Source organism: Comamonas sp. MYb21 (genome assembly GCF_037479395.1).
In the GTDB taxonomy this organism is placed as follows: domain Bacteria; phylum Pseudomonadota; class Gammaproteobacteria; order Burkholderiales; family Burkholderiaceae_C; genus Comamonas.
This window is the reverse complement of sequence record NZ_JBBGZC010000002.1, coordinates 205,694-229,104: the sequence shown is the minus strand read 5'-3', so window position 1 is coordinate 229,104 and position 23,411 is coordinate 205,694. Positions and strand designations below refer to the sequence as shown.

Here is a 23,411-nt window from a genome sequence, read left to right as displayed (position 1 = left end):
GGGCCCATCAGAGCAGGTCGAGCACCCGCTCGGGCGGGCGGCACAAACGGGCCCCTTTGGCGCTCAGCACAATCGGCCGGTTGAGCAGCTGGGGGTGGGCGGCAATCTGCGCGATCAGCTCGGCATCGCTCAGGCTTTCGCGGCCCAGGTCCAGTTCCTGGTAAATGGCTTCCTTGCTGCGCATCACATCGCGCACCGGCACACCCAGCTGGGCGATCAGCGCCGTCAGATGCGCGGGGCTCAGCTGTGCGTGCAGGTAGTCGATGACCTGGGGCTGGATGCCACGCGCCTCAATCAGCGCCAGCGCGCCGCGCGAGTTGCTGCAGCGCGGGTTGTGGTAGATGGTGATCGTGTCTTCTTGGGCCATGGCCCCGATCTTATTACAGAGAGGCTTCGAGCTCGGGCATGATGATGCGCGCCTTGGTCAGCGCCATGCCCAGGTTGGCGGTGCGCCGGCAGACCAGCACGGCCACATACTCGGGGTTGGCCTTGCCGCGCATGAAGATGTGGATCAGGTTGTCGCTGTTGACGATGATCTCCTGGAAGTAGTGGTGGCCGTCGTCCTGCAGGCCACGCGACTTCTTGAACATGCGCTCGATCATCGAGACATTGGGACCGTTGAAAAGGTCGGCCGTTGCAGCGGCCACCAGGTCGATCACCTCGCGCGGGTGCGAATCCACCGTGCGAATGGCCAGCAGCATGCCGGTGGCCACATCGACATAGCCGGCAGCCAGGCATTCGGGCACAAAGGTGGCGACTTTCTGTAAAACGGTATCCATGGACATGAGTTGTGTTCCTTCAAAGTGGGTGGGTCAAGGGCCGACACGCCGGGCGGCGATCAGCCCATTTTTTCCAGCAGCATTTCCTCGTAGGCCAGCAGCGCCAGCTCTTGCTGCCTGGACTGCACGTACTGCGGCTCGATCTCGCGCACACGGCGCAGCGCTTCCTCGGCGGTGACGCCTTCAAACACCAGCCAGGCGGCCAGCACGGTGCCGGTGCGGCCCAGGCCTGCCAGGCAGTGCACGGCCAGCACATCGCCGGCCAGCAGCAGGCGCTTCATCTTGAGCATCAGCATCTGCAGCTGCGACACCGAGGGCGGCTCGCGGTCATGCACGGGCAGGTGCACATTGCGCAGGCCGTTGCGCGCCAGCGCCGCCTGGTCGATGTCGTTTTCGGTGAGCGACACCAGCACCGTGATGCCGCAGCGCTTCAAGGCCTGCATGTCCACATCGGTGTCGTTGACCACCCCTGGCAGCGGCGTGCCCGCCAGCTTGCCCGGCACCAGCCAGGCAAAGCCGCGCGGCCCGCGCGCGCCGGGCACAAAATGCTCGGCCGCCAGCACTGGGTTGGCGAGCACCAGATCGGGCAATACCGCGCGCTGGCTTTGGCGTGCGGCCTGGGCAGCGGTCGGCGCCGGCGCGGCGGCAGTGGCGGCAACTGGCTCTGCCTGCATCGCCTCTTGCACGGTCTGCTGCGGGGCCACCACCGCGCAGCTGCCGCTGCGCACAAACTGCTGGCCGGCGGGTGAATAAGGCGCGGAGAAAAAACGCTCGGCGCGGCTCGTCTCCTGCACCGCGCCGCCGGCCAGCAGCAGCACATGGTCGGCCACGCGCTGGGCGTGGCGCTGGTTGTGGGTCACCAGCAGCACGGCGCGCTCCTGGGCGATGCGCTTGAGCAGCTCCAGCAGCAGGTAGCTGTCGTAGTCCTGCAGGTCGGCGGTGGGCTCGTCGCACATCAGCAGCGCAGGCTCGGCCGCGGCCTCGCGCAAGATGGCAATCGCACGCTGGTGCATCGCCGACAGCTCGATCGTTGTGCGCGCCAGCAGCGGCTGGATATCGGCAAAGCCCATGCGCTCCAGATAGGCCTCGCACCAGGCACGCCGGTCCAGGCCGGAGAGCGGATGGCTGTGTTGCAGCAGTTCGGTCAGCGAATCGAGCACGCTCGATTGCATCAGGCGCACATGCTGGCGCACCAGCTGGGGCCGGTGCGTGCCTGCCAGCGGCTGGCCGCTGTAGCGCAGCTGCCCCCATTGCACAAAGCGCGGGTTCTCGTCATTGAGACCGGCCAGGCTGCGCAGCGCCGTGGACTTGCCCCCACCCACCGGCCCCATCAGGGCAGTCACGGCGCAGGGCGCAATCTGCAGTTGCAGGCCGGAGAGGATGACCTTGTCGCCATAGGCCACGCCCCAGTTGTCTGTTTCCAGAACAGGTGTTGGTGTTTGCACGCGATGGGAGCCGCTGGGCGGCATTGGGAGGTGGACAAGGAGCCAAGCCGGGCACGAGCTCGGCACGCCAGCCATCCGACCGAGCGGATGGCGGCCATCCCCTTGATTCAAAAAACGAAACACCAATAGTCAATTAATGTTTCAAAAATGCAGTTTAGGGGGAAACCCGAAGCGCTTGTTTGATCCAGATCAAATGCGATATAGGTCAGCTATGGATCCGGCGAGAACACCACAGAATCGCCAATTATTGCGGCTAGGAGGCCAGCAAGCTGCGGCCACCGCGCGCCGATGGTGGACGGCAGATGGCATGCGCATAGCCAGGTCTGCCCGCTGCATCAGCAGACAGGCAAAGGCATGGGCGCCGAGGATTCTCAGCGCGCGGCCGAGCTGCGCATGGTGCGGATCAGCAAGATGACCGGCACCAGCCCCACCAGCACCAGTGCCAGCGAAGGCAGCGCCGCCTCGCCCAGGCGCTCATCGCGTGCCAGCTGGTAGGCGACGACGGCCAAGGTGTCGCTGTTGAAGGGCCGCAGCACCATGGTGGCGGGCAGCTCCTTCATCACATCGACAAAGACCAGCAAGGCAGCGGTCAAGGCCGAGCGGCGCAGCAGCGGGCCATGCACGCGGGCCAGCAGGCCGGCGCTGCCCACGCCCAGCATGCGCGCCGATTCATCGAGGCTTTTGGGGATGCGGGTGTAGCCGCTTTGCAAGGCCTGCAGCGCAATGGCGGTAAAGCGCACCAGGTAGGCCCAGATGATGCCGGTCGAGGTGGCGGTGATCAGCGCCGGAAAACCCCATTGCGGCAGCGCCTGCTGCACCCAGCCAACGGGCAGCAGCAAGCCCACCACAATCACCGCGCCGGGCACCGCATAGCCCAGGCTGATAAGGCCCACGGTGCTGCGCGTGACCCAGTCCTGGCTGCGGCGTGCCGCGTAGGCAGCCAGCATCGCAACGGCCACCGCCAGCACGGCGGTGATGGCACCAAAGCGGATGCTGTTGCCGGCCCACTGCACAAAGCGGTCCAGCGGAATCACCGACCAATCGGCCGCCAGGGGCCGCAGCATGAACATGACGGGCAGCACAAAGCCCAGCAGCACCGGCAGACCACAGACCAGCCAGGCGGCCAGACAGCGCGCGCCTTGCAGTCGGTGAGGCTGGGCCTCGGCCGATGAGGCGCGCCCCACCCCGCTGGTGACAAAGCGCATGCGCCGCTGCGCGCGCAGCTCCAGCTGCAGCACCACCAGCACCAGCACCAGCAGCATCGTGGCCAGCTGGGCTGCGGCACTGCGGTTTTCCATCGCCAACCAGGCCTTGTAGATGCCGGTGGTGAAGGTCTGGATGCCAAAGTAGCTCACCACGCCAAAATCGGCCAGGGTCTCCATCATCACCAGCGCCACCCCGGCCACCACGGCCGGCCGGGCCATCGGCAAGGCCACCGTCCAGATGCGGCGCGGCATCGAGGCGCCCAGCAGGCGCGCGGCCTCCATCAGGTGCGCGGCGCGCTCGCTCAGCGCCGTGCGCGCCAGCAGGTAGACATAGGGGTAGAGTGAGACCACAAACACCAGCACGGCGCCGCCCAGCGACCGCACCTCGGGCAGCAAGCGCCCTTCCCAGCCAAAGCTGGCACGCATCCACACCTGCAGCGGTCCGCTGAACTGCAGAAAGTCGGTATAGGCATAAGCCGTCACATAGGCGGGCATCGCCAGCGGCAGCAGCAGCAGCCACTCCAGGGTCTTGCGGCCGCGAAAATCGAACAAGGTCACCACCGCCGCGCACAAGCTGCCCAGCACCGCCGCGCCCAGCGCCACCATCAGGCCCAGCGCCACCGTAGTGCGGATATAGCCAGGCAGCACCGTGGCAAACATCTCGCGCACCACGGCAAAGGCATCGAGGTCATTGCCCGCCCCGGGCAGCCAGGCGCTAAAGACCGTGAGCACCGGCAACACCAACACCAGGGCAATGGCTACGAGCAGCAGCTGACGACGGAAGTGGGCAAGGTTTTGCAAATGCGAATCACTGACGGGCCAAAAGCTGGCGATTCTACCTGCGCCCTTGCGAAGGATCCTCTGCATAAATCCCTGCCATGGCCTGAACGCGGTCTCGGGCGATCCGCTGCGTTGTCTCCCTTGTCAATAGCTACGGCTATTGACTGCAAAAGACGCCTTGCGGCTCATCCCGATCCGCGTCCATTCCATCGGGCGAGGGTTATGCAAAGCATCCTTATGCCCTTACCATTGGGCGGCCCTCTACAATGCCGCCATGTTTCTTGAGGTCTCCCAACTGAATGTGCGCTACGCCGGGCGCCCCCAGCCTGCTGTGGCGCAGGTGTCTTTGCAGCTGCAAGCTGGCGATATCGGGGTGCTGATAGGCCCCTCGGGCTGCGGCAAGACCACCTTGCTGCGCGCCGTGGCCGGGCTGGAGCCCATCAGCGGCGGCGAGATTCGTCTGCAAGGCCAGGTGGTCAGCAGCACCAGCACCAGCCTGCCGCCCGAAAAGCGCCGCATCGGCATGGTGTTCCAGGACTACGCCCTCTTCCCGCATTTGAGCGTCGGCAAGAATGTGGCCTTTGGCATCCACCAGCGGCCCAAGGCCGAGCAACAGGCGCGCGTGCAAGAGGTGCTGCGCCTGGTGGGACTGGAGAACAGCGCTGCGCGCTACCCGCATGAGCTCTCGGGCGGCCAGCAGCAGCGCGTGGCGCTGGCCCGGGCGCTGGCACCCGAGCCGCAGCTGATGCTGCTCGATGAACCCTTCTCCAACCTCGATGTGGACCTGCGCGAGCGCCTGGCCCATGAGCTGCGCGACATCCTCAAGGCCGCACGGGCGACCGCCCTCTTCGTCACCCATGACCAGCTCGAAGCCTTTGCGATTGGCGACCAAATCGGCGTGATGGAAAGCGGCCATCTGCACCAATGGGCCGATGCCACGACCCTGTTCCAAAAGCCCGCGAGCCGCTTTGTGGCCAACTTTATTGGCCATGGCAGCCTGCTGCCGGCCAGCCCGCTGCCGTCTGCACAGGGCTGGCAGCTGGACACCCCCCTCGGTGCCGTTGCCACGCCTGAGGCCCCAGAGGCCTGCGATGTGCTGCTGCGCGCCAGCGAGGTGGTGTTTGATGCGGACTCGCCCTACCGGGCAACCTTGCTGCGCAAGTCGTTTCGGGGATCGCAGTTTTTGTACACCTTGCAGTTGCCCAGCCAGCAGCTGGTCTACGCCCAGGTCTCCAGCCAGCTGCAGCACACGGTGGGCGAGAGCATTGGCCTGCGCGCCCAGCCCGAGCACCTCGTTTGCTTCGCGCCCGAGCACTGAGAACCTGTTCAAAGACTCAAGCCCCGTTACGCGCGGGTCTCAAGCCCAACAAATCTCGTCCTGATCAGCGCTGCACCTGGCGCAATTGGTCCACCGCCGCCTGCAGCTCGGCCGACCAGTCGCGCCGGTTGCGGCCTGCGCTGCTTTGCGGCTCGCCATAGTTGAGCTGGGCCACCAGCGGCGGGGCCGTCACCGTGCGCCAGATGGAGCCCAGCAGGCTCTCATCGCCGACATAGCTGGGGGCGCTGCTCATGCGGCCGCTGTGCTTGTCGTAAAAGCACAGGCCCAGCGGCAGCACCGGGGCCTCAGCGGCAATCGCCGATTGCAGCAAGTTTGCATGGAAGGGCAGCAGCTGCTGGCCATCACCGGTCGTGCCTTCGGGAAACACGGCAACCATATCGCCGTTGCGCATGGCCTCTTCCATGCGGCTGACGGTGCGCATCGCATCGCGCCGAGAGTTGCGCTCGATGAACAAGGTGCCCGCAGCGCTGGCGAGCCCGCCAATCACCGGCCAGGCCTTGACATCGGACTTGGAGACAAAGCGGCAATGCTTGGCCGCATGGATGGCCGGAATATCGAGCCAGGACAGGTGGTTGGCAACGATCAGCAAGGGGCCCTGCTGGGGCACGGTGCCCAGCACGCGCAGCTCGATGCCGCTCAGCTGCAATAGCTTGCCGGCCCAGCGCTCCACCGCCCGGTTGCGCTCCGCATGGCCCAGGCGGCCAAAGGTGCGCCAGATGGTGATGACACCGACAACGATATGCAGGCCCAGCCGCGCCAGGCGTACCAGGCCAATAAAAGAACGGGTCAGTGCTTGCATGGGTGGGGTGTCGGAAGCTGTCTTGGCTGCTTTCAGGTCGTGGTGCCCAGATCGGGCACATCCAGACTGCGCATGAACTGTTCAAGAATGATGCAGGCCGAGGCCGCATCGGCGTCGCGCGCGCCATTGGCCAGCGCTTCGGTGGTGCTGTAGCGCTCGTCCACCTCAAACACCAGCAGGCCAAAGCGCCCCCGCAACTGGCGCGCAAAACGCAGCGCCAGCGCCGTGTTCTCATGGGCGGCGCCATCGGGGTGAAAGGGAATGCCGACCACCAGCGCATCGGGCTGCCACTGTGCGATCAGGCTCTCCATCGGGGTGAAGCGGGCCTTTCCTTCGGCGTTGATCGTCGGCAGCGGCCGGGCCGTGCCCAGCATGCGGGTGCCAAAGGCGGCACCGGTGCGCTTCATGCCAAAGTCAAAAGCGATAAAGCTTTGCATGCGCGCCGCCTCGGCCAGCAAAGGCTTGGTGGCCGCGTCCGTCATGCGCGGCCTGCGGCGGCAGACAGCGCCCAGGGCTGCACGCCCAGCAGCGCCAGCGCGGTGTCATAGCGCTCGGCCACGGGCGTGTCAAAAATCACGCCGGCATCGGCATGCACCGTGAGCCAGGCGTTTTCGGTGATCTCCGACTCCAGCTGGCCTTCGCCCCAGGTCGAATAGCCCAGCGAGACCAGCACCCGGTGCGGGCCGGCGCCGGTGGACAGCGCTTCGAGCACATCGCGCGAGGTGGTCATCTCCAGACCGCCAGGAATGGTCAGGGTGGCAGAGTACGCCGACTCATCGGCAGCACCCGACTCGATCACGATCCGGTCGTGCAGCACAAAGCCGCGCTCGGTGTGCACCGGGCCGCCCTGGAACACGGGCTCGAGCTCCAGGTCCTCGCGGCGCAGCGGCAGGTCGACCTTGTCAAACAGCTTGCCCATCGTGATGTCCGAGGGCTTGTTGATGATGATGCCCAGCGCGCCTTTTTCGCTGTGCTCACACACATAGACCACGCTGCGGCCAAACATCTCGTCTTGCATGCCAGGCATTGCAATCAGAAAGTGGTGGGTGAGGTTCATGGTCCCGGAAGTGTCAGTCTCAGCGCTCATGGGAACCATTGTACGGGCAGGCTGCCGCCCTTTTGTCTGCACAGCCCTCTGCATGCGCTGCCTGGCGCGCATAAAAAAGGGCTGCCCGCAGGCAGCCCTTCTGGCAGGAGCCCTCCACCCGATCAGTGCAGCGTGCCGGCGTCGGCCGCCTTGATCTCGTGGTCCAGCACGCACTGGCGTACCAGCGAGAGCAGCACCTCGTCGGCATAGGGCTTGCCCAGGTAGTGGTCCACGCCCAGGCTGGCGGCGTGCTCGCGGTGCTTGTCGGCAATGCGCGAGGTGATCATCACCACCGGCAGGTCCTTCATCGCCGCATCGGCGCGGATCTCGCGCACCAGCTCGAAACCGTCCATGCGCGGCATCTCGATGTCCGACAGCACCATGACCGGGCGCTCTTCGCGCAGACGGTCCAGTGCCTGCAGGCCATCGGCAGCCAGCGCCACGCGGTAGCCTTCGCGCTGCAGCAGGCGCTGCGTCACGCGGCGCACGGTGATGGAGTCGTCGACCACCAGCACCAACGGCGTCTGCACCACTTGCTCGGCCAGCTCGCGCACCGGCGCCTTGGCCACCTCGGGGCGCACGGCCGCCTGGGCAATGCGCTCGGCGATCTGATCGCCATACACGGTGTACAAAGCCACCGGGTTGTAGATCAGCACAATCGCGCCCGATGCCAGCACCGACATGCCTGCCAGGCCTGGCAAACGCGCCAGCTGCGGGCCCAGGTTCTTGACCACGACTTCCTGGTTGCCCAGCACTTCGTCTACGTGGACCGCCACGCGCTTGGTCGCCGAGCGCAGAATCACCACCGCACTGGTCTTCTCCGGCTCTTCGTTGCTGCGCAGGTTGCCCTGCAGCAGCGCGCCGGCAAAGTAGAACGGCAGCTCCTGCTCGTTGTCGGTGTAGATATTGTTGCCATGGGCCTGCTCGATCAGGGCCTTGGGCACGCGCCGCACATACTCCACCAGGTTAGCCGGTACGCCGAACTTGATGTCGCCCGCGCGCATCATCACCACCTGGGTGACGGCGGTGGTCAGCGGCATTACCATCTGGAAGCGCGTGCCCTTGCCCGTCTCCGAGGTGGTCACGATGTGGCCACCCAGCGACTGGATCTCGGTGCGCACCACGTCCATGCCGATACCGCGGCCCGAGAGCTCGGACACCTCGGAGGCGGTGGAGAAGCCCGGCGCAAAAATCAGCTGCGCGGCCTGGTCCACATCGAGCGGCTCGTCGGCTGTGATCAGCCCCGACTGCACCGCCTTGCGGCGAATCGCATCGAGCTGCAGACCGGCGCCGTCGTCGTGGATGGACACGGCGATATCGTTGCCTTCCTGGCGCACATCGATGGCGATAGTGCCCACCGGCTGCTTGCCCTGGGCCTTGCGCTCCTCGGGCGTCTCGATACCGTGCGCCACGCTGTTGCGCAGCAAGTGCTCGAACGCCGGGGTCACCCGGTCCAGAACGCCACGGTCGATCTCGATCGAGGCGCCGGTGATGTCGAGCTTGACCTGCTTGCCCAGCTCCTTGGAGATCTGGCGCACGATCGCATACAGGCGCTCGGAGATGGAGTCGAACTCCACCATGCGCGTGCGCAGCAGGTCGCGCTGCAGCTCACGGGCCTGGCGGCCCTGGGCAATCAGGTCGTCTTCGGCGCCTTCGGCCGTGCGCTGCAGATTGCGCTGTACCGTGCCCACGTCGTTGACCGACTCGGCCATCATGCGGGTGAGTTCCTGCACGCGGGTGAAGCGGTCGAACTCCAGCGGGTCAAAGCCCGAGTCCGAATCCTTGGCCAGCGCCATGCGCGACTGCATCTGCGACTCGGCCTGCATCTCCACATCGCGCAGCAAGGTGCGCAAGCGCTCCAGGTTGCTTGACATGTCCTTGATGGACGAGCGGATGTTGCTCAGGCGCATATCGAGGCGCGAGCGCGCAATCAGCACCTCGCCCGCCTCGTTGACCAGGCGGTCGAGCAGCTGCGAGCGCACACGCACCGACTGGCCAGCAGCGGCACGCACCGGCGCCATGCGCAGCATCAGCGGCTTGTGCTGGACGCCAGCGCCTGCGTCGGCCGTATCCGCCGCTTGCGCAGCCTGCTCGGCACCGGCGCTTTCCTGCGCAGCGGGGGTGCTGGCGGCCACTTCGGCCACCACTTCGCCCATCTCGGTCGAAGCTGGCACCTGCTGGGGCAAGGCGCCTTCTGCCAGCACCTGGTTGCCGCGCTCTTGCAGGCCGACAAACTCGTGCTGCAGGCCGTCGTAGCGCGCCAGCAGAATCTCGATGTCCTGGCTGGTCAGGTTTTCCGTGCCAATGTCCTCGACCTCGGACTCCATGCGGTGCGACATCTCGCCCAGGCGCATTGCGCCCGCCAGCCGTGCACTGCCCTTGAGGGTGTGCAGATGGCGCAGCACTTCGCCGCGTGGCGGCAGGTACTGCGGGTCAGCCGACCATTCCCGCAAGGCCGCGCCCAGCTTGGGCAGCAGCTCCTGCGCTTCTTCCTCGAAGATCAGGAACAGGTCCGGGTCGATGACGTCGACCACTTCGATCGCATCGTCATTGCGCAGCTCCAGCACATCGGGCAAGGCGGCCGTGGATACCGCCGCCACTGGCGCAAACGTGCGCACCGGCGCGGGCGCTGCGGCTGCGTGCTCGTGCAGCTCGGCCAGGCCCGAGGGCTCGGCGTCGAACTCGGCCAGGCCATAAGGCGGGTGCAGCTGCGAGTTGATTTCCTGGTTGGCGATATCGACCAGGTCCTGCACGACGATCTCGCTGGCGGGTTTGACAAAACCAGCCGCCAGTTGGTGCAGCAGCTTGCGAATCTCCGAGCCCGCCGCCTGGCAGGTATTGAGCCAGGAGACCTCCGGGTTGGAGAAGTTGTGGATATGGGAGAGCGCGTGCTCCAGCGCACGTGCCAGCTCGGACAGCGAGCCAAAGCCCACCGTGGACGAGCTGCCCGCCAGCGAATGGGCATAGGAAATCGCATCTTCGGGGAAGTTGCGGTTGGGCGCCTGGGCCCAGGCATACAGCACCTTCTCCAGGTTGTGCGACCAGTTCTCCGCTTCTGCCAGGTAGACATTGAAGAGCGCGGTACTCACGCCCAGCACATTGGCCACCTCGGCAGGCTCCTCGGTGTCTGCCACGGCCGGGGCTGCCGGGGCGGTCTCCTGCACCTGCGCTGCTACCAAAGCTTCGGGCTGCACAGGCACTTCGGGTGCTTCCTGCGCTGCAGGCACTTCAGCAGGAGCTTCTGGTTCGGCGGGAGCTTCCAGGTCGGCGACGGCTTCGGGCTGCAGCTCCGCCTCGGGCTCCTGCACAGCGGCAGGGGCCAGCGCTTCGCCCAGGCTTTCTGCCGGGGTGTCCACCTGCTGCGCTTGCTCGGGCTCTGCAACGGGCGGGGTTTCCACCGCGTCCGTAGCCACCGCAGGCAGCACCAGGTCAGCGGGCACTTCCAGCAGGGTCTGGGGCTCGGCCACCGGCTCCTCGGGCAGCGCCTCCAGCTCGGGCAGCATGGTGTCTGCAAACTCTATGGAGTCAAAAGCGGTGGCGGCAGGCTGCGCCGGTGGCGCAGATGGCTCGGGGACCAGGGGCAGCTCCACCAGGTCCAGCGACGGCAGCTCCAGCGGCAAGCGGGTCGGGGCGGGATCGAGCTTGGCCACCTCGTCCTCGGCCACAAACTCCAGGCCGGCATCCATCGAGACAAAGTCCAGCGCGCTGTCATGCGGCTGCAGCGACTCGGGCGCTTGCGCCTCGCTCGTCTTGGCCTCGGCACTGGCCATGGCCTGCGCAAACTCGGAGAAGTCCACTTCCTCGGCGCTTTCTGGTGCCATGGCCAGCGGCACCAGGCCCGAAGGCGTGGTGAGCGCGGGCGCAGGCTCCAGCGCAGCGGGCGGATCGAGCTCCAGGTCGATGCCGTCGAGCGGCCAGACCAGCGCAGGGGTTGCCTCGGCCTGGGCCACGGGTGCGGGGGCATCGCCCTCCGCGGGCAACTCCAGCTCGGCCAGGGCCTGGGCAGTCTCTACCGCGTCAGGGGTGTCAGGGGCATCATTGGCATCGGCCTCCAGCGCCATCTGCTGCGTATCGTGCGGCCATTCCTCGGCCTCGGGCGCCTGGCCTGACTCGGCGGGCACCACCAGCGGCAGGTGCAGGCCATCGATGCGCATGGCATCGGCCGAGATGCGGAAGATCTCGGGGTTCCAGGTGGACTGGCGCTGCGCGCCAATGTCCTCGGCCCAGCGGCCAAAGCCGGTCAGTGCCTCAGCGCTCAGCGCCAGCAGCGGCGCATTGGCCGGCTTGTGCTCGGCCAGCCAGCTGTTGAGCACCTGTTCCATCGACCAGGCGGCATCGCCATACTGGACCAGCCCGACCATGCGGGAGCTGCCCTTGAGCGTGTGGAAGGCGCGGCGCAGGGTCGTCAAGGCCTCGGCGTCAGCCGCATCGCGGCGCAAGGACTGCAGTGCCTGGCCGCCGGTCTGCACGACCGACTGGGCCTCTTCCAAGAAGATGTCCAGCAGCTCTTCGTCCAGCGATTCTTCCGAAACCTCTGGCTGTGCGGGCGCCGCCACCGGCGCTGCGGTTGCGGCGACCGGTGCCGGGCTGGGCGCAAAAAACTGCAGATCGGGCGCGAGCACCGCAGGCGCCTTGGGCGCCGGAGCGGGGCTGGCATCGAACAGCGGCGCCGGAATGGTGGGCGCAAAGTAGACGGAATCGTCTTCCGGCTCTTCGGGCACCGCAGGCGCTGCGACCGGCACTGCTGCCACGGGCACGGGGGCAGGCGCGACATCGCCGGCCTTTTGCGTGCCCATCACAATGCGCAGCTCGCCGCTGGTCGCATCAAACACAAAGAGCTTGCGCGCCAAGGTGCGCTGGTAGCCCAGCATGTCGAGCAGGAAACCCAGTGCGCCCAGGCTGTTGCCCAGCTTTTCAAACACGACCGGCTTGTCTTCGTCGGCCACCTGGCCGGCCGCGAGCTGGTCCACCACCGTGCGCAGGTGCTGCGTGGCAGCGACGGCCTGGTCCAGGCCCAGCACCGACAGCACGCCGCGCATCTGCGACAGCGAACCGGTGACGGTGCCCAGCATCGAGACATCGTCGGGGTTGCGGAAATACTGGTCCAGGTGCTTTTCGGCCTCGGCCAAGGTGGAGTGCAGTTCATCGACCACGCTGCCCATAGTCTGGTGGTCGCTGACGCGGCGGTACAGCTCCTCGACCCAGGTCTCCAGCGGCTCGGGCGGCTGGTCGGCCAGCACATGGTCCAGGCGCTGCGCCAGGCGGTCGGCGCGCTCGCGCATCAGCGCGGGCTTGACATCGAGCGACTCCAGGTTGGCCTGCAGGTACAGCACGGCCGTGGCCACTTCCATGGCCATCGGCGTCGACGGTGGCGTGCTGGTGCTCACCAGCCGCTCGGTGACGCGGCCCAGCGCTGCACCCAGCTCGTCGGCACCGATATGCAGCTTGTGCAGCGATTCGCGGATCAGGTGGAACTGGTCGGCCACCGGCTTGATCTTGTAGCGGTCGCCATCGGCGAGCGACGACCACAGCTCGGCAGCAGACTCCAGGCGCTTGCGCGCCTGCGCCAGCACGGCTGGGTCATACTGGCCAAAGCGCTCCTGGCCGTAGTTGACGCCTTGCAGCGCGTCGGTCTGCAGGCTGACACGCACCGCTTGCAGCACCGCGGCCTTGGCCTCATCTGGGCCCTGGGCCACGGCACAGAAAAAATTCAGCTCATGCTGCAGGCCCTGGTCCACATCGCTGCCACCCTTGGCATGCGCTGCGAACTGCATGATCACCCGCGACGCCGAGCGTTTCACATAGAGGTCGGGGTCGAGCAACTTGTACGCGAGCGCGTCAAAGAAGCCTGCGGCCACCTTCCAGAACAGTTTCAGCGGCTTTTGCGTCTGGCCCTGGGCCAGGCCCAGGCAGACGGCCGTCAAATCCTGCGCGGCGCGGCTGTCGGCAGACTTGATGATCTGCAGCATGTCCGAGTCCAGGCGCTCACGCGCGCTGCGGTCCAGCGGCAGTGCAGCGACTGCCGGGGTCAGCGGCTCCTGCTGCGCCTGGTCGCCATGCCACAGGTCGGCCGGGTGGACGCGCTCCACGCCGGCAAAGGCCTGCATCTCTTTGTATTGCGGAAACAAGGCCACAAAGGAGACATTGCGGCCCTTGAGCACATGGCTCAGGTACTCCAGCAGCGCAAACGAGGTCTTCTCCATCAGCGCCACCGATTTCTCGGTACACAGATGGGGCTTGGCCGCAAAGCGCTGCGCTGCCACTTCCATCAAACCCACCAGCTCGGCGGCCTGGTCGACACCCACCATCTGCAAGGCACCCTTGACCTGGTGCAGGTACTGCTTGGCCACGCGGATGCCGGTGTTGTCGATCGCCTCCAGATCCGATACCTTGGCCGCTTCCACATCCCGGCTGTAGCGAAGCAATGCCTTGACCGTGGATTCCAATGACCGGCGTACCTCGTCATTGATCCACGCCAATGGCCCGAGATCCCTCTCTTCTGTTGGCTGTGCGTTTTCCGCTTTATTTTCAATAGCTATAGACATGCAACAGTCCCCGATTGCGGGTCAAAATTAAACAGCAGGCATGGGGTCAGGCAATCTTGAACCGAGACACCGACTGGCGCAGTTCCTCGGCCATTTGCGACAGCTCACGCACCTGCTGCGCCGTGGTACGGGTGCCATCACTGGTCTGCTCCGTCACCGCAAAAATATGCTGGATATTCTCCGCCACATCATTGGCCTGAACGGCTTCATCGGACGCGGAACGCGAAATCTGTTGAATCAGATCTGCCAGCTCACGCGACACACGGTCAATCTCCGCCAGTGCCGTACCGGCGCTGTCTGACAGACGGGCCCCTTCCACCACACCCTGGGTCGAGCGTTCCATAGCGGCCACCGCGTCCTGGGTGTCGGTCTGAATCGCCTTCACCAGCACCGAGATCTGGCGCGTCGCATCGGCAGAACGTTCAGCCAGGCGCTGCACTTCTTCGGCCACCACCGAGAAGCCGCGACCGGCTTCACCAGCGGACGCCGCCTGAATGGCCGCGTTCAACGCCAGCACGTTGGTCTGTTCGGTAATGTCCGAGATCAGGTCGGTAATTTCACCAATCTCCTGCGAGGACTCGCCCAGGCGCTTGATACGCTTGGAGGTGTCCTGGATCTGGTCACGGATGGAGTTCATACCACCGATCGCATTTTCCACGGCCTGCAGACCGGACTCGGCAGCCATCAGCGACTTGCGCGCCACCGAGGCCGATTCCTGCGCCTGCGAGGACACGAGGTTAATACGGGTTGCCATGTCCAGAATGGACTTGCCGGTTTCGCGAATCTCGCGCAGCTGCTCGGTCGAGGCGGCCAGCAGTTCGGTCGAGGTGGAATCCACCGTCGACGTGGTTTGCGCCACGCGGGTCGCCGTGTTCTGCACGCTGCCCACCAGCATGCGCAGCTCTTCCACCGTGTAGTTCACCGAGTCGGCAATCGCGCCGGTGATGTCCTCGGTCACGGTCGCTTCCTGGGTCAGATCCCCTTCAGCGACGGACTGCAACTCGTTCATCAGGCGCAAAATAGCGGCCTGGTTGGCGTCGTTGAGGCGCTTGGCCTCCTGCTCCTGGCGCGTGGCTTCTTGCTGCAGCGATTCGGCAGAGCGGCGGCGGTTCAAGCTGTCTGCCAGCTGCAGACGCACCAGGCCCCAGACACCCAGGCCCACCAGCAAGGCGGCCAGCACAATGCCCACCAGGTACAGCCAGACGCGGTCGGACCAGCTGTTCAGGTCAGCCTGCAGCACTTCCAGGCCCTTGCGCAGCGGATCGCTGGCCGACTGGATCGAGACTTCGGCCTCACGGGCCTCCGAGATGCCCTTGAGGTTGCTCAGCACCGAGGAGCCGTCCTTCAGGGTGATGTCGTACTGGGCCGACAGCTCCAGCAGCTTGTCGCGCACGGCGCCGTCACGGGCAGGGCTCAGGCGCAGCTCGGCGCTGCCATTGAGCAGACCGGCAACGATTTCCTTGAAGGTGTTCAAGTCCTTGCCCAGCAGGAACACCGCTTCGGCGTTCGCACCCGAGGCGCTTTGGAAGTCGTTGGCCGACTTGCCGATACGCTGGGTCAGCATGGCCAGCTGGCTGGCGGCGGCAATTTCAGCGGTCGGTGCCGCTTGCTGCAGCTTCAGGCTCACCACCGCCTCGCTCAGCTCCAGCAGGGTCTGGGTGTTCTTGTGAATAGCCTGCAAGTCCTTGTTCATCGCGACCAGCGAGGCCTTTTGCTTGACCACCGCATCGCTCTTGCTGGCGGTGCGGTCCGAGGCTTCCACCAGCGGTGCCAGCACCTCGGCGTAGGAGCTGCCCAGCGCCTTGATGGCCGGGTCGTCCGAGCCCATGTTCAGGCCGTCGATGTTCTTTTTCAGAATCGACGAGGCTTCTGCCACTTCGACAAAGGCCTGCTCGTTACCGTTGACGGCCTGGCCCACCGATTTGGCCAGACGCTGCGACTGGGTCAGGGCCTGGCCGGTCGCGGCCAGCTGGCCACCGGTGGTGCGCGACTGCAAAATCGCCCACACCGCCAGGCCAAAGAACACCACCAGACCGACGACCACGATGGTCAGCAAGGTCTTCTGGTGCTTGGCAGCCGGAGCAGCGCCCAGGATGGGCAAGGTCACCAGGTCTTCGCTGGCGGTATCGCCTTCGACCAGCTGGGCCATGTAATCGTCCTGCACCGCAGCGCCCGAGGCGCTTGCCGCCGTCTTGGCGGGCGGCAGGCCGTCGCCGGTCGAACCTTCGGAGAGCATCACCTGGTCACCATCTGGGAAGATGCTGACACCTGGGTCTGCCACGTCTTCTTTACGTTTGAATAGTTTGTTGAACATACAAATACCGAAAAGGATGAAGCCGCGGAAGCCCCGCACTAAACCGTGATATCGAGAAAATCGGGCGCATTGGCCAGCAGCTGCAGGTTGAGTTCCTGCCACTGCTCGCCATTGGCGGATAGGTAGAGCGCACCAAAAAATTCCGGCGCATCGGCCGGTTTGTCTTTGGATTGCGAGAAATCATTGCTGCCGCGCAAGCCTTCGAGCTGCTCGACAAACAGTGCGGCATTGACGCCCATCATGGGGTTGAGCGCGACCACCGAGGCCCCGGCAAACACCTGCTCACTGCGCGCGACGGGCAGGCCCAACATGCGGGCCAAATCCACCACCGTCAACAAAATACCCCGGATGCTGGTCACGCCAAGCATCCAGGGTTTGGTGTAGGGTACAGGCTCCACCCCGCTCCAGCCCAGCACTTCGCCAGACTGGCTCAAAGGCAGCAGAAAGTTCTTGCCACTGATCTTGACGGCCAACCACGAGGCACCTACTGCGGTCTGGTTGCGTGCCTGGCTCAAACGATCGGCCAGCCGGGTTTGCAGCTCTCGCAAGTCTTCGCGCTGTGCCATGCCTTATCCCAGTGCCTCGATCTTGGCCTTGAGCTCGGCCGGATCCACCGGCTTGGTCACATAGCCACGCGCGCCCTGGCGCATGCCCCAGACCCGGTCGGTTTCCTGGTTCTTGCTGGTGCACATGATGATCGGGATATCCGCATACTCGGGGCTGCGGGTGATCAGACGGGTCAGCTGAAAGCCGTTCTGTCCGGGCATCACCACGTCCATCAGAATCAGGTCAGGGCGGTCTTCCGACAGGCGCAGCATCGCCTCGTCCGAGTTTTGCGCAGTGCGCACCACCATACCCTGGCGAACAAGCAGATCGCTCAAAAACATCAATTCAGTTTTTGAGTCATCAACGATAAGAACTTTTTGAATAGGCACGACCCCTCCTTAACGCTCGGCAACGAAACGTCCGACGGTTTCCAGTAATTGATCTTTGGTAAATGGCTTGGTGAGGTAGTCTTCACACCCCACCATTCGTCCCCGGGCCTTGTCAAAGACGCCGTCCTTGGACGACAACATGACCACGGGTGTCGATGCAAAAGCATCATTGCGCTTGACGATGGCGCAGGTTTGGTAGCCGTCCAGTTTTGGCATCAGGATGTCGCAAAACACCATGTCCGGCTTGAAATCGTTGATTTTGGAGAGGGCGTCGAAGCCGTCTTCGGCAAGCAGCACCTCGTAGCCGCCCTGCTTCAGAAAAATCTCAGCACTTCTGCGAATGGTATTGCTATCGTCGACCACCAATACCTTGAAGTTGTCTGCGGAAACTGTCACCGGCCACCCTCCTCATTGCATGTCATGAAATGTGAATGCACGCGGCAGCCAAGGCTGACAAAGCCCCTCCCACCCGTTTGCATTGAACACATACGCCCTATGGCAATTTTTCTTTCGACGAATCCGCATGTGCTGGAGATGCATTTTGCACCACAGCGCGTACACTGCACCCGTCGTCCCTGCTCCTAATTTTGAAAAGCTTACAGAGGCTTTACATAGAATGCAACGATTGTAGCTTTTCAACACAGATTTAACGGTGATTCCCGTACCAATGTGCCCTATCTCGTTGACCTATGACATCCTCCTTGACAAACCAGCCAGAATCCAGCCCCAGTGAGAGCACATTGGCAGCCACCATCGATACCGCCAGTATCCTGTGCATCAATGCCAACGACCCCAGTGGCGCAGGCGGCACCAATGCCGATGCGCTGGCCGTGGCCTCGATGGGCGGGCACCCTTGCACCGTGGTGACCGGTGCCCTGATCCGTGACACCCTCGACACCATCGACTTTTACCCGCTATCCGATGATGCGGTACAACAACAGGCGCAGACGGTGTTACAGGACATTCCGATCCGCGCGATCAAACTGGGCTTTCTGGGCTCGATTGAAAATGTACGCGTGTGTGCAGAAGTAACCAACGACTACCCAGATGTGCCGGTGGTAGCCTATGTCGCCGGCATGGCCTGGTGGGACAGCGAGCTGATCGACGACTACCTGGACGCCTACCAGGAGCTGCTGCTGCCCCAGGTGACCGTGCTGGTCGGGGCTTATGGGCTGCTGTGGCGCTGGCTGCTGCCCGAGCGCACCTCCGAGCACCGCCCCAGCCCCCGCGACCTGGCCAAGGCAGCGGCCGACCACGGCGTGCCCTTTGTGCTGGTGACCGGCATTCCCACGCCTGACCAGCATGTGGAAAACGTGCTTGCCTCGGCCGACACCATCTATGGCAGCGGCGAGTTCGAGCTGTTCGAGACCGAATTCATCGGCGCGGGCGACACCCTGAGCGCCGCCCTCACGGCCTTGCTGGCCACCGAGGTGCCCCTGAGCGACGCCACCGCCGAAGCGATGACCTACCTGGACAAATGCCTCGAAGGCGGCCTGCGCCCCGGCATGGGCAAGACCGTGCCCGACCGATTGTTCTGGGTGCATGCCGATGATGAAGACGAAGACGAGAGCGAAGCGGGCGATGAGGGTGGCGGTATCGATACCCGCCCGCTCTAAAACCTGTTCAAAGAATCGGTTCAAAAGCCTGCGCATTCCAGTGCAGTGAATACCGGATTGACAGCCCCAAGCGCCCGCTTGGCCGACAATCCAAGGCCAGTGTAGATGTGAGCCCCTTATGACGATCGATAAAAACGCCCAGTTGTTTGAACGTGCCCGCCAGGTGATCCCCGGTGGCGTGAACTCGCCCGTGCGGGCCTTCAATGCGGTGGGCGGCACGCCGGCCTTCATTGCCCGCGCCCAGGGCGCGCACCTGTTTGATGCCAATGACAAGCAGTATGTGGACTACATCGGCTCCTGGGGCCCGATGATTCTGGGCCATGGCCATCCGCAGGTGCTGAGCGCCGTGCAGGCCGCGCTGCTCGAAGGCTTCTCCTTCGGCGCGCCGACCGAGCGCGAGATCGCGCTGTCCGAAGCCATCTTGAAGCTGATGCCGTCGATGGACATGGTGCGCCTGGTCAGCTCCGGCACCGAAGCGGGCATGAGCGCGATCCGCCTGGCGCGCGGCTTTACCGGCCGCAACAAGATCATCAAGTTCAACGGCTGCTACCACGGCCACGCCGATGCGCTGCTGGTCAAGGCCGGCTCGGGCCTGGCCACCTTTGGCGCTTCGTCTTCGGCAGGCGTGCCCAGCCATGTGGTGCAGGACACCATCGTGCTCGAATACAACGACATTGCCCAGCTCGAAGAAGCCTTTGCCAAGTACGACGGCCAGATCGCCTGCGTGATCATGGAGCCCATTGCCGGCAACATGAACTTTGTGCGCGCCAGCACTGCCTTTACCCGCCGCATCAGCGAGCTGACCAAGGAACACGGCGCGCTGCTTATCTACGACGAGGTGATGACCGGCTTTCGTGTGGCCCTGGGCAGCGCGCAAAGCCTGTATGCGCAGCAGATCCCCGGCTTCAAGCCCGACATCACCGTGCTGGGCAAGGTGATTGGCGGCGGCATGCCGATGGCCGCCTTTGGCGCGCGCCGCGAGATCATGGAAAAGCTCTCGCCGCTGGGCCCGGTCTACCAGGCCGGCACCCTGTCGGGCAACCCCATTGCCACCGCCTGTGGCCTGCAGACGCTGGCGCTGATCAGCCAGCCGGGCTTCCATGAAGCGCTGCATGCCAAGACCGGCCAGCTGATGGCCGGCCTCAAGGCCGAGGCCGATGCCGCCGGCGTGCCCTTCAGTGTGGACCACCAGGGCGGCCTGTTCGGCTTCTTCCTGCTGCCCGAGCTGCCCAGCCACTACGAGGCGGTGATGAAGAGCGACAAGCCGCTGTTCAACAAGTTCTTCCATGGCATGCTCGCGCGCGGCCACTACTTTGCGCCAGCGCTGTACGAGGCCGGCTTTGTCAGCAGCGCGCATACCGATGCCGACATCCAGGCCACGATCGAAGCGGCCCGCGAAGTCTTCAAGACCTTGTAAGCCACGCCCCCTCCTCCGCCAGCGCTTCTGGCGGGCATAAAAAACCTCGGCATGCCGAGGTTTTTTGTGGTCTGTCGCAGGCGATCAGTCGTCGCTGCCACCCAGTTGCATGATCAGGCGCAGCACATACCAGAACAGCAGGGCCACCGATGCGAACAGGTGCAGGGCCGCGCCAGCGGGGCGGTCTGCAGGGTAGTGGCGCATGATCTGCGAGGTGTCATACAGCACGCAAGCGCCGGCAAACAGCACCATCGCGCCGGAGAACCAGATGCCCAGCTTGAAGCCGAACACGACGCCGGCCAGGATGATACCGATGGCCACCAGGCCGCCGATCTTCAGGAAGCCGCCCAGGAAGGAGAAGTCCTTCTTGCTGGTGAAGGCCGTGAAGGTCAGGCCTGCGACCAGTGCCAGCGTGGCAACCGATGCCGCCTGGATGGAGCCGGGGGCAATGATGCTGGCCATCGCCAGCATCGGCGCGAAAATGAGCGACTCGGCAAACACAAAGCCGCCCAGCGCCAGGTACTGCACGCCGGTGCTTTCCGAATTGTCCGCCGCGTTGGTGGCGAGCCAGCCCACCACCATGAAGGCGCCCATCACCGCGAGCCAGCCCCATTTGCTGACACCCAGCATCTTGAGCATCGCAAACGATGCGCCGCTGGCGTAGAGGCCAAACGACAGCACGGCAAAAGCCAAGATGGCTACGGCCAGATGGCTGTAAGCCGCCTTGATGAATTGGCCACGGCTGTTTGCCTCGGCCAGGCCACCGCCGTGTCCGGCGTATTCGGGAAAGTTCATGCGTCCTCCTTCAGGTCTATGTCGGAGCAGTATCGCAGATTTGCTTTACAAAGCTGGGCCTTTCCAGGCCCTGCCTACGGGCATTGCCACCGGGCACAAAAAAGCCCGCGTGGAAGCGGGCTCCAGAGCATCGCTGCAGCAGGCCATCAAGGCGGGCTGGCAGCCGGGGTCTTGGCGGGGCTGAGCGCCATCAGCCAGCCGGCCATCAGCTCGGCCTGCTCCTGCGTGACCTGCGGGTGGCGCGGCATCACAATGCGGCCCCATTCGCCCACGCTGCCTTCGCGGATCTTGCCGGCCAGGTAGGGCACGGCATCGTCGCGGCCCGCATAGCGCTTGGCGATGTTGCGAAAGCCGGGGCCCACCACATCGAGCTCCATCGTGTGGCAGCGCATGCAGTCGCTGCTGCGGGTGACCAGCTCACGCCCCTTTTGCAGCTGGGGGCTGGCCTCGATCAGGCGATCAGCGGCCGTCACCTCGGGCTTGGGGCGGATGATCAGCCGCCCGATATTGAACATGCCCAGGCCCACCACCAGCGCAAATGCGACGATCAGCACACCGAGCCAGCGCGAACGGCGTGGCGCTTCGTTGTCCTCATCGGGGTTGGGGGCGGGGTCGGGGTGCTGCGAATCGCTCATGCTGGAATCGGCCCGGGGGCCAGCGCTGGAAACGGGCCGGCGAACGCGCAGGTTCGCGGCCCTGGGTGAAAAGCGGCAGCGCCTTGGCAGGCGCCGCCTGTGCCATCAATGGCGGAAGTGGCGCACGCCGGTGAACACCATGGCCACGCCGCGCTCATTGGCGGCATCGATCACTTCCTGGTCGCGCATCGAGCCACCAGGCTGGGCCACGCAGGTGGCGCCGGCATCGACCACCACATCCAGGCCGTCACGGAACGGGAAGAAGGCATCGGACGCCACAACGGTGTTCTGCAGCGACAGCTTGGCCGCTTCCGCCTTGATCGACGCGATACGGGCCGAATCCAGGCGCGACATCTGGCCCGCGCCCACGCCCATGGTCATGCCGTTCTTGCAGAACACGATGGCATTGGACTTGACGAACTTGGCCACCTTCCAGGCAAACAGCAGGTCCTGCAGTTCTTGCGGGGTGGGCTGCTTGACGGTCACCACCTTCAGATCCGCCAGTTGCAGCTCGTGGTTGTCGGCCGATTGCAGCAGGATGCCCGAGCCCACGCGCTTGGATTCAATGGCGTTGCGGCCCTGCTCCCAGTCGCTGTTGCCGCCAGCGGGCAGTGCAATCTTCATCAGGCGCACATTGACCTTGGACTTGAAGATCTCCAGCGCCTCGGCGCTGAACTCAGGGGCCATCAGCACTTCGACGAACTGCTTGGACACGGCCTCGGCCGCAGCCTTGTCGACTGCGCGGTTGAAGGCGATGATGCCGCCAAAAGCGCTGGTCGGGTCGGTCTGGAAGGCCTTGGAGTAGGCTTCAAATGCATCGGCACCCACGGCCACGCCGCAGGGGTTGGCGTGCTTGACGATCACGCAGGCCGGCACCTCGAAGCTCTTGACGCATTCCCAGGCAGCATCGGCATCGGCGATGTTGTTGTAGCTCAGCTCCTTGCCTTGCAGCTGCACGCCCGTGGCCAGCGAGCCGGGTGCGGGGTACAGATCGCGGTACCAGGCCGCTTGCTGGTGGCTGTTTTCACCATAGCGCAGGTCCTGGATCTTGATGAACTGGCTGTTGCTCTGGCCGGGGAAGGCAGCGCGCTCGGGCACGTATTCTTCCGACAGCTTCTCGTCTTCGAAGGTAACCGACGACAGGTAGTTGCTGATCGCGCCGTCGTACTGGCTGATGCGGTTGAATGCGGCCACCGACAGTGCAAAGCGCAGTTGGTTGCTCAGCTTGCCACCGGCCTTCAGCTCGGCGAGCACGGCGTCGTACTGGTCGGCGGCGGTGATCACGCCCACATCCTTCCAGTTCTTGGCAGCGGAGCGCACCATCGCCGGGCCACCAATGTCGATGTTCTCGATGGCATCGGCCAGGGTGCAGCCAACCTTGGCGACGGTCGCCTCGAAGGGGTAGAGGTTCACCACCAGCAGGTCGATGGTCTCGATGCCGTGTTCCTTCAGCGCAGCCATGTGCTCGGGCAGGTCGCGGCGGGCCAGCAGGCCGCCGTGCACCATGGGGTGCAGGGTCTTGACGCGGCCATCGAGCATCTCGGGGAAGCGGGTGACCTCGGCCACCTCGGTCACGGGCAGGCCCTGGTCGGCCAGCAGCTTGGCGGTGCCACCGGTGGACAGCAGCTGCACGCCCAGCGCATGCAGGGCCTGGGCAAACTCGACAATACCGGTTTTGTCGGAAACGGAAATCAGGGCTTTCATGTCAATCACTTCAAAG

General features: G+C 64.7%; 18 protein-coding genes. 3 read left to right on the top strand and 15 right to left on the bottom strand.

The window, feature by feature from the left end:
- Positions 1-7: 7 nt before the first annotated feature.
- The 4 genes from arsC to WH367_RS03920 all read right to left on the bottom strand — a co-directional run bounded on the left by arsC (position 8) and on the right by WH367_RS03920 (position 4,230).
- A complete protein-coding gene (arsC, locus tag WH367_RS03935) occupies positions 8-367 on the bottom strand; it encodes an arsenate reductase (glutaredoxin) (RefSeq protein WP_021025577.1) in 360 nt (119 codons plus the stop codon).
- Between the two features lie 13 nt (positions 368-380).
- Positions 381-785 (bottom strand): hypothetical protein, encoded by a 405-nt coding sequence (locus tag WH367_RS03930; RefSeq protein ID WP_133855284.1) that lies wholly within the window; start codon positions 783-785, stop codon positions 381-383.
- A gap of 53 nt (positions 786-838) precedes the next feature.
- The gene (locus WH367_RS03925; RefSeq protein WP_339517320.1) at positions 839-2,224 is read right to left on the bottom strand and encodes a phosphatase domain-containing putative toxin; all 1,386 of its coding nucleotides are present in this window, start codon (positions 2,222-2,224) and stop codon (positions 839-841) included.
- A gap of 371 nt (positions 2,225-2,595) precedes the next feature.
- Positions 2,596-4,230, bottom strand: coding sequence for an ABC transporter permease (locus WH367_RS03920; protein WP_339534347.1), 1,635 nt, complete (start codon positions 4,228-4,230; stop codon positions 2,596-2,598).
- Between the two features lie 253 nt (positions 4,231-4,483).
- Between WH367_RS03920 and WH367_RS03915 the strand changes: the two genes are divergently transcribed.
- Positions 4,484-5,527 carry an ABC transporter ATP-binding protein gene (locus tag WH367_RS03915; protein ID WP_339534345.1) on the top strand — a complete coding sequence of 348 codons (1,044 nt, stop codon included), beginning with the start codon at positions 4,484-4,486 and terminating at the stop codon, positions 5,525-5,527.
- A gap of 64 nt (positions 5,528-5,591) precedes the next feature.
- On the opposite strand, the gene WH367_RS03910 is transcribed toward WH367_RS03915, so the two are convergent.
- From WH367_RS03910 to WH367_RS03875, 8 genes are all read right to left on the bottom strand, one after another.
- Entirely contained in the window at positions 5,592-6,347 is a 756-nt protein-coding gene (locus WH367_RS03910; protein WP_339517317.1) for a lysophospholipid acyltransferase family protein, read from the bottom strand.
- Between the two features lie 32 nt (positions 6,348-6,379).
- Complete coding sequence (gene ruvX / locus WH367_RS03905; RefSeq protein ID WP_021027280.1) at positions 6,380-6,829, bottom strand: Holliday junction resolvase RuvX; 450 nt, start codon at positions 6,827-6,829, stop codon at positions 6,380-6,382.
- Positions 6,826-7,434, bottom strand: a complete 609-nt coding sequence (locus tag WH367_RS03900; protein ID WP_021027281.1) for a YqgE/AlgH family protein — start codon at positions 7,432-7,434, stop codon at positions 6,826-6,828. The genes ruvX and WH367_RS03900 overlap by 4 nt, the downstream gene beginning before the upstream one ends.
- A gap of 122 nt (positions 7,435-7,556) precedes the next feature.
- Positions 7,557-13,979: an Hpt domain-containing protein gene (locus WH367_RS03895; protein WP_445228065.1), complete on the bottom strand. Its 6,423-nt coding sequence runs from the start codon at positions 13,977-13,979 to the stop codon at positions 7,557-7,559.
- Between the two features lie 46 nt (positions 13,980-14,025).
- Entirely contained in the window at positions 14,026-16,293 is a 2,268-nt protein-coding gene (locus WH367_RS03890; RefSeq protein ID WP_021027283.1) for a methyl-accepting chemotaxis protein, read from the bottom strand.
- Positions 16,294-16,331: 38 nt separating this feature from the next.
- A complete protein-coding gene (locus tag WH367_RS03885; RefSeq protein ID WP_021027284.1) occupies positions 16,332-16,859 on the bottom strand; it encodes a chemotaxis protein CheW in 528 nt (175 codons plus the stop codon).
- A 3-nt stretch (positions 16,860-16,862) separates the two neighbouring features.
- Positions 16,863-17,228, bottom strand: a complete 366-nt coding sequence (locus WH367_RS03880; RefSeq protein ID WP_021027285.1) for a response regulator — start codon at positions 17,226-17,228, stop codon at positions 16,863-16,865.
- A gap of 9 nt (positions 17,229-17,237) precedes the next feature.
- Complete coding sequence (locus WH367_RS03875; protein ID WP_021027286.1) at positions 17,238-17,624, bottom strand: response regulator; 387 nt, start codon at positions 17,622-17,624, stop codon at positions 17,238-17,240.
- A 305-nt stretch (positions 17,625-17,929) separates the two neighbouring features.
- Here WH367_RS03875 and thiD point away from each other — a divergent pair, with 305 nt between their 5' ends.
- Positions 17,930-18,844 carry a bifunctional hydroxymethylpyrimidine kinase/phosphomethylpyrimidine kinase gene (gene thiD, locus WH367_RS03870; protein ID WP_312990272.1) on the top strand — a complete coding sequence of 305 codons (915 nt, stop codon included), beginning with the start codon at positions 17,930-17,932 and terminating at the stop codon, positions 18,842-18,844.
- Between the two features lie 118 nt (positions 18,845-18,962).
- The gene (gene hemL / locus WH367_RS03865) at positions 18,963-20,261 is read left to right on the top strand and encodes a glutamate-1-semialdehyde 2,1-aminomutase (protein WP_312990271.1); all 1,299 of its coding nucleotides are present in this window, start codon (positions 18,963-18,965) and stop codon (positions 20,259-20,261) included.
- Between the two features lie 84 nt (positions 20,262-20,345).
- Here the strand turns inward: hemL and WH367_RS03860 are convergent, their stop codons facing one another.
- From WH367_RS03860 to purH, 3 genes are all read right to left on the bottom strand, one after another.
- Positions 20,346-21,056: a Bax inhibitor-1/YccA family protein gene (locus tag WH367_RS03860; RefSeq protein WP_312990270.1), complete on the bottom strand. Its 711-nt coding sequence runs from the start codon at positions 21,054-21,056 to the stop codon at positions 20,346-20,348.
- Between the two features lie 146 nt (positions 21,057-21,202).
- Complete coding sequence (locus tag WH367_RS03855; protein WP_339517314.1) at positions 21,203-21,691, bottom strand: c-type cytochrome; 489 nt, start codon at positions 21,689-21,691, stop codon at positions 21,203-21,205.
- Positions 21,692-21,796: 105 nt separating this feature from the next.
- The gene (purH, locus tag WH367_RS03850) at positions 21,797-23,395 is read right to left on the bottom strand and encodes a bifunctional phosphoribosylaminoimidazolecarboxamide formyltransferase/IMP cyclohydrolase (RefSeq protein WP_339534340.1); all 1,599 of its coding nucleotides are present in this window, start codon (positions 23,393-23,395) and stop codon (positions 21,797-21,799) included.
- Between the last annotated feature and the right edge of the window lie 16 nt (positions 23,396-23,411).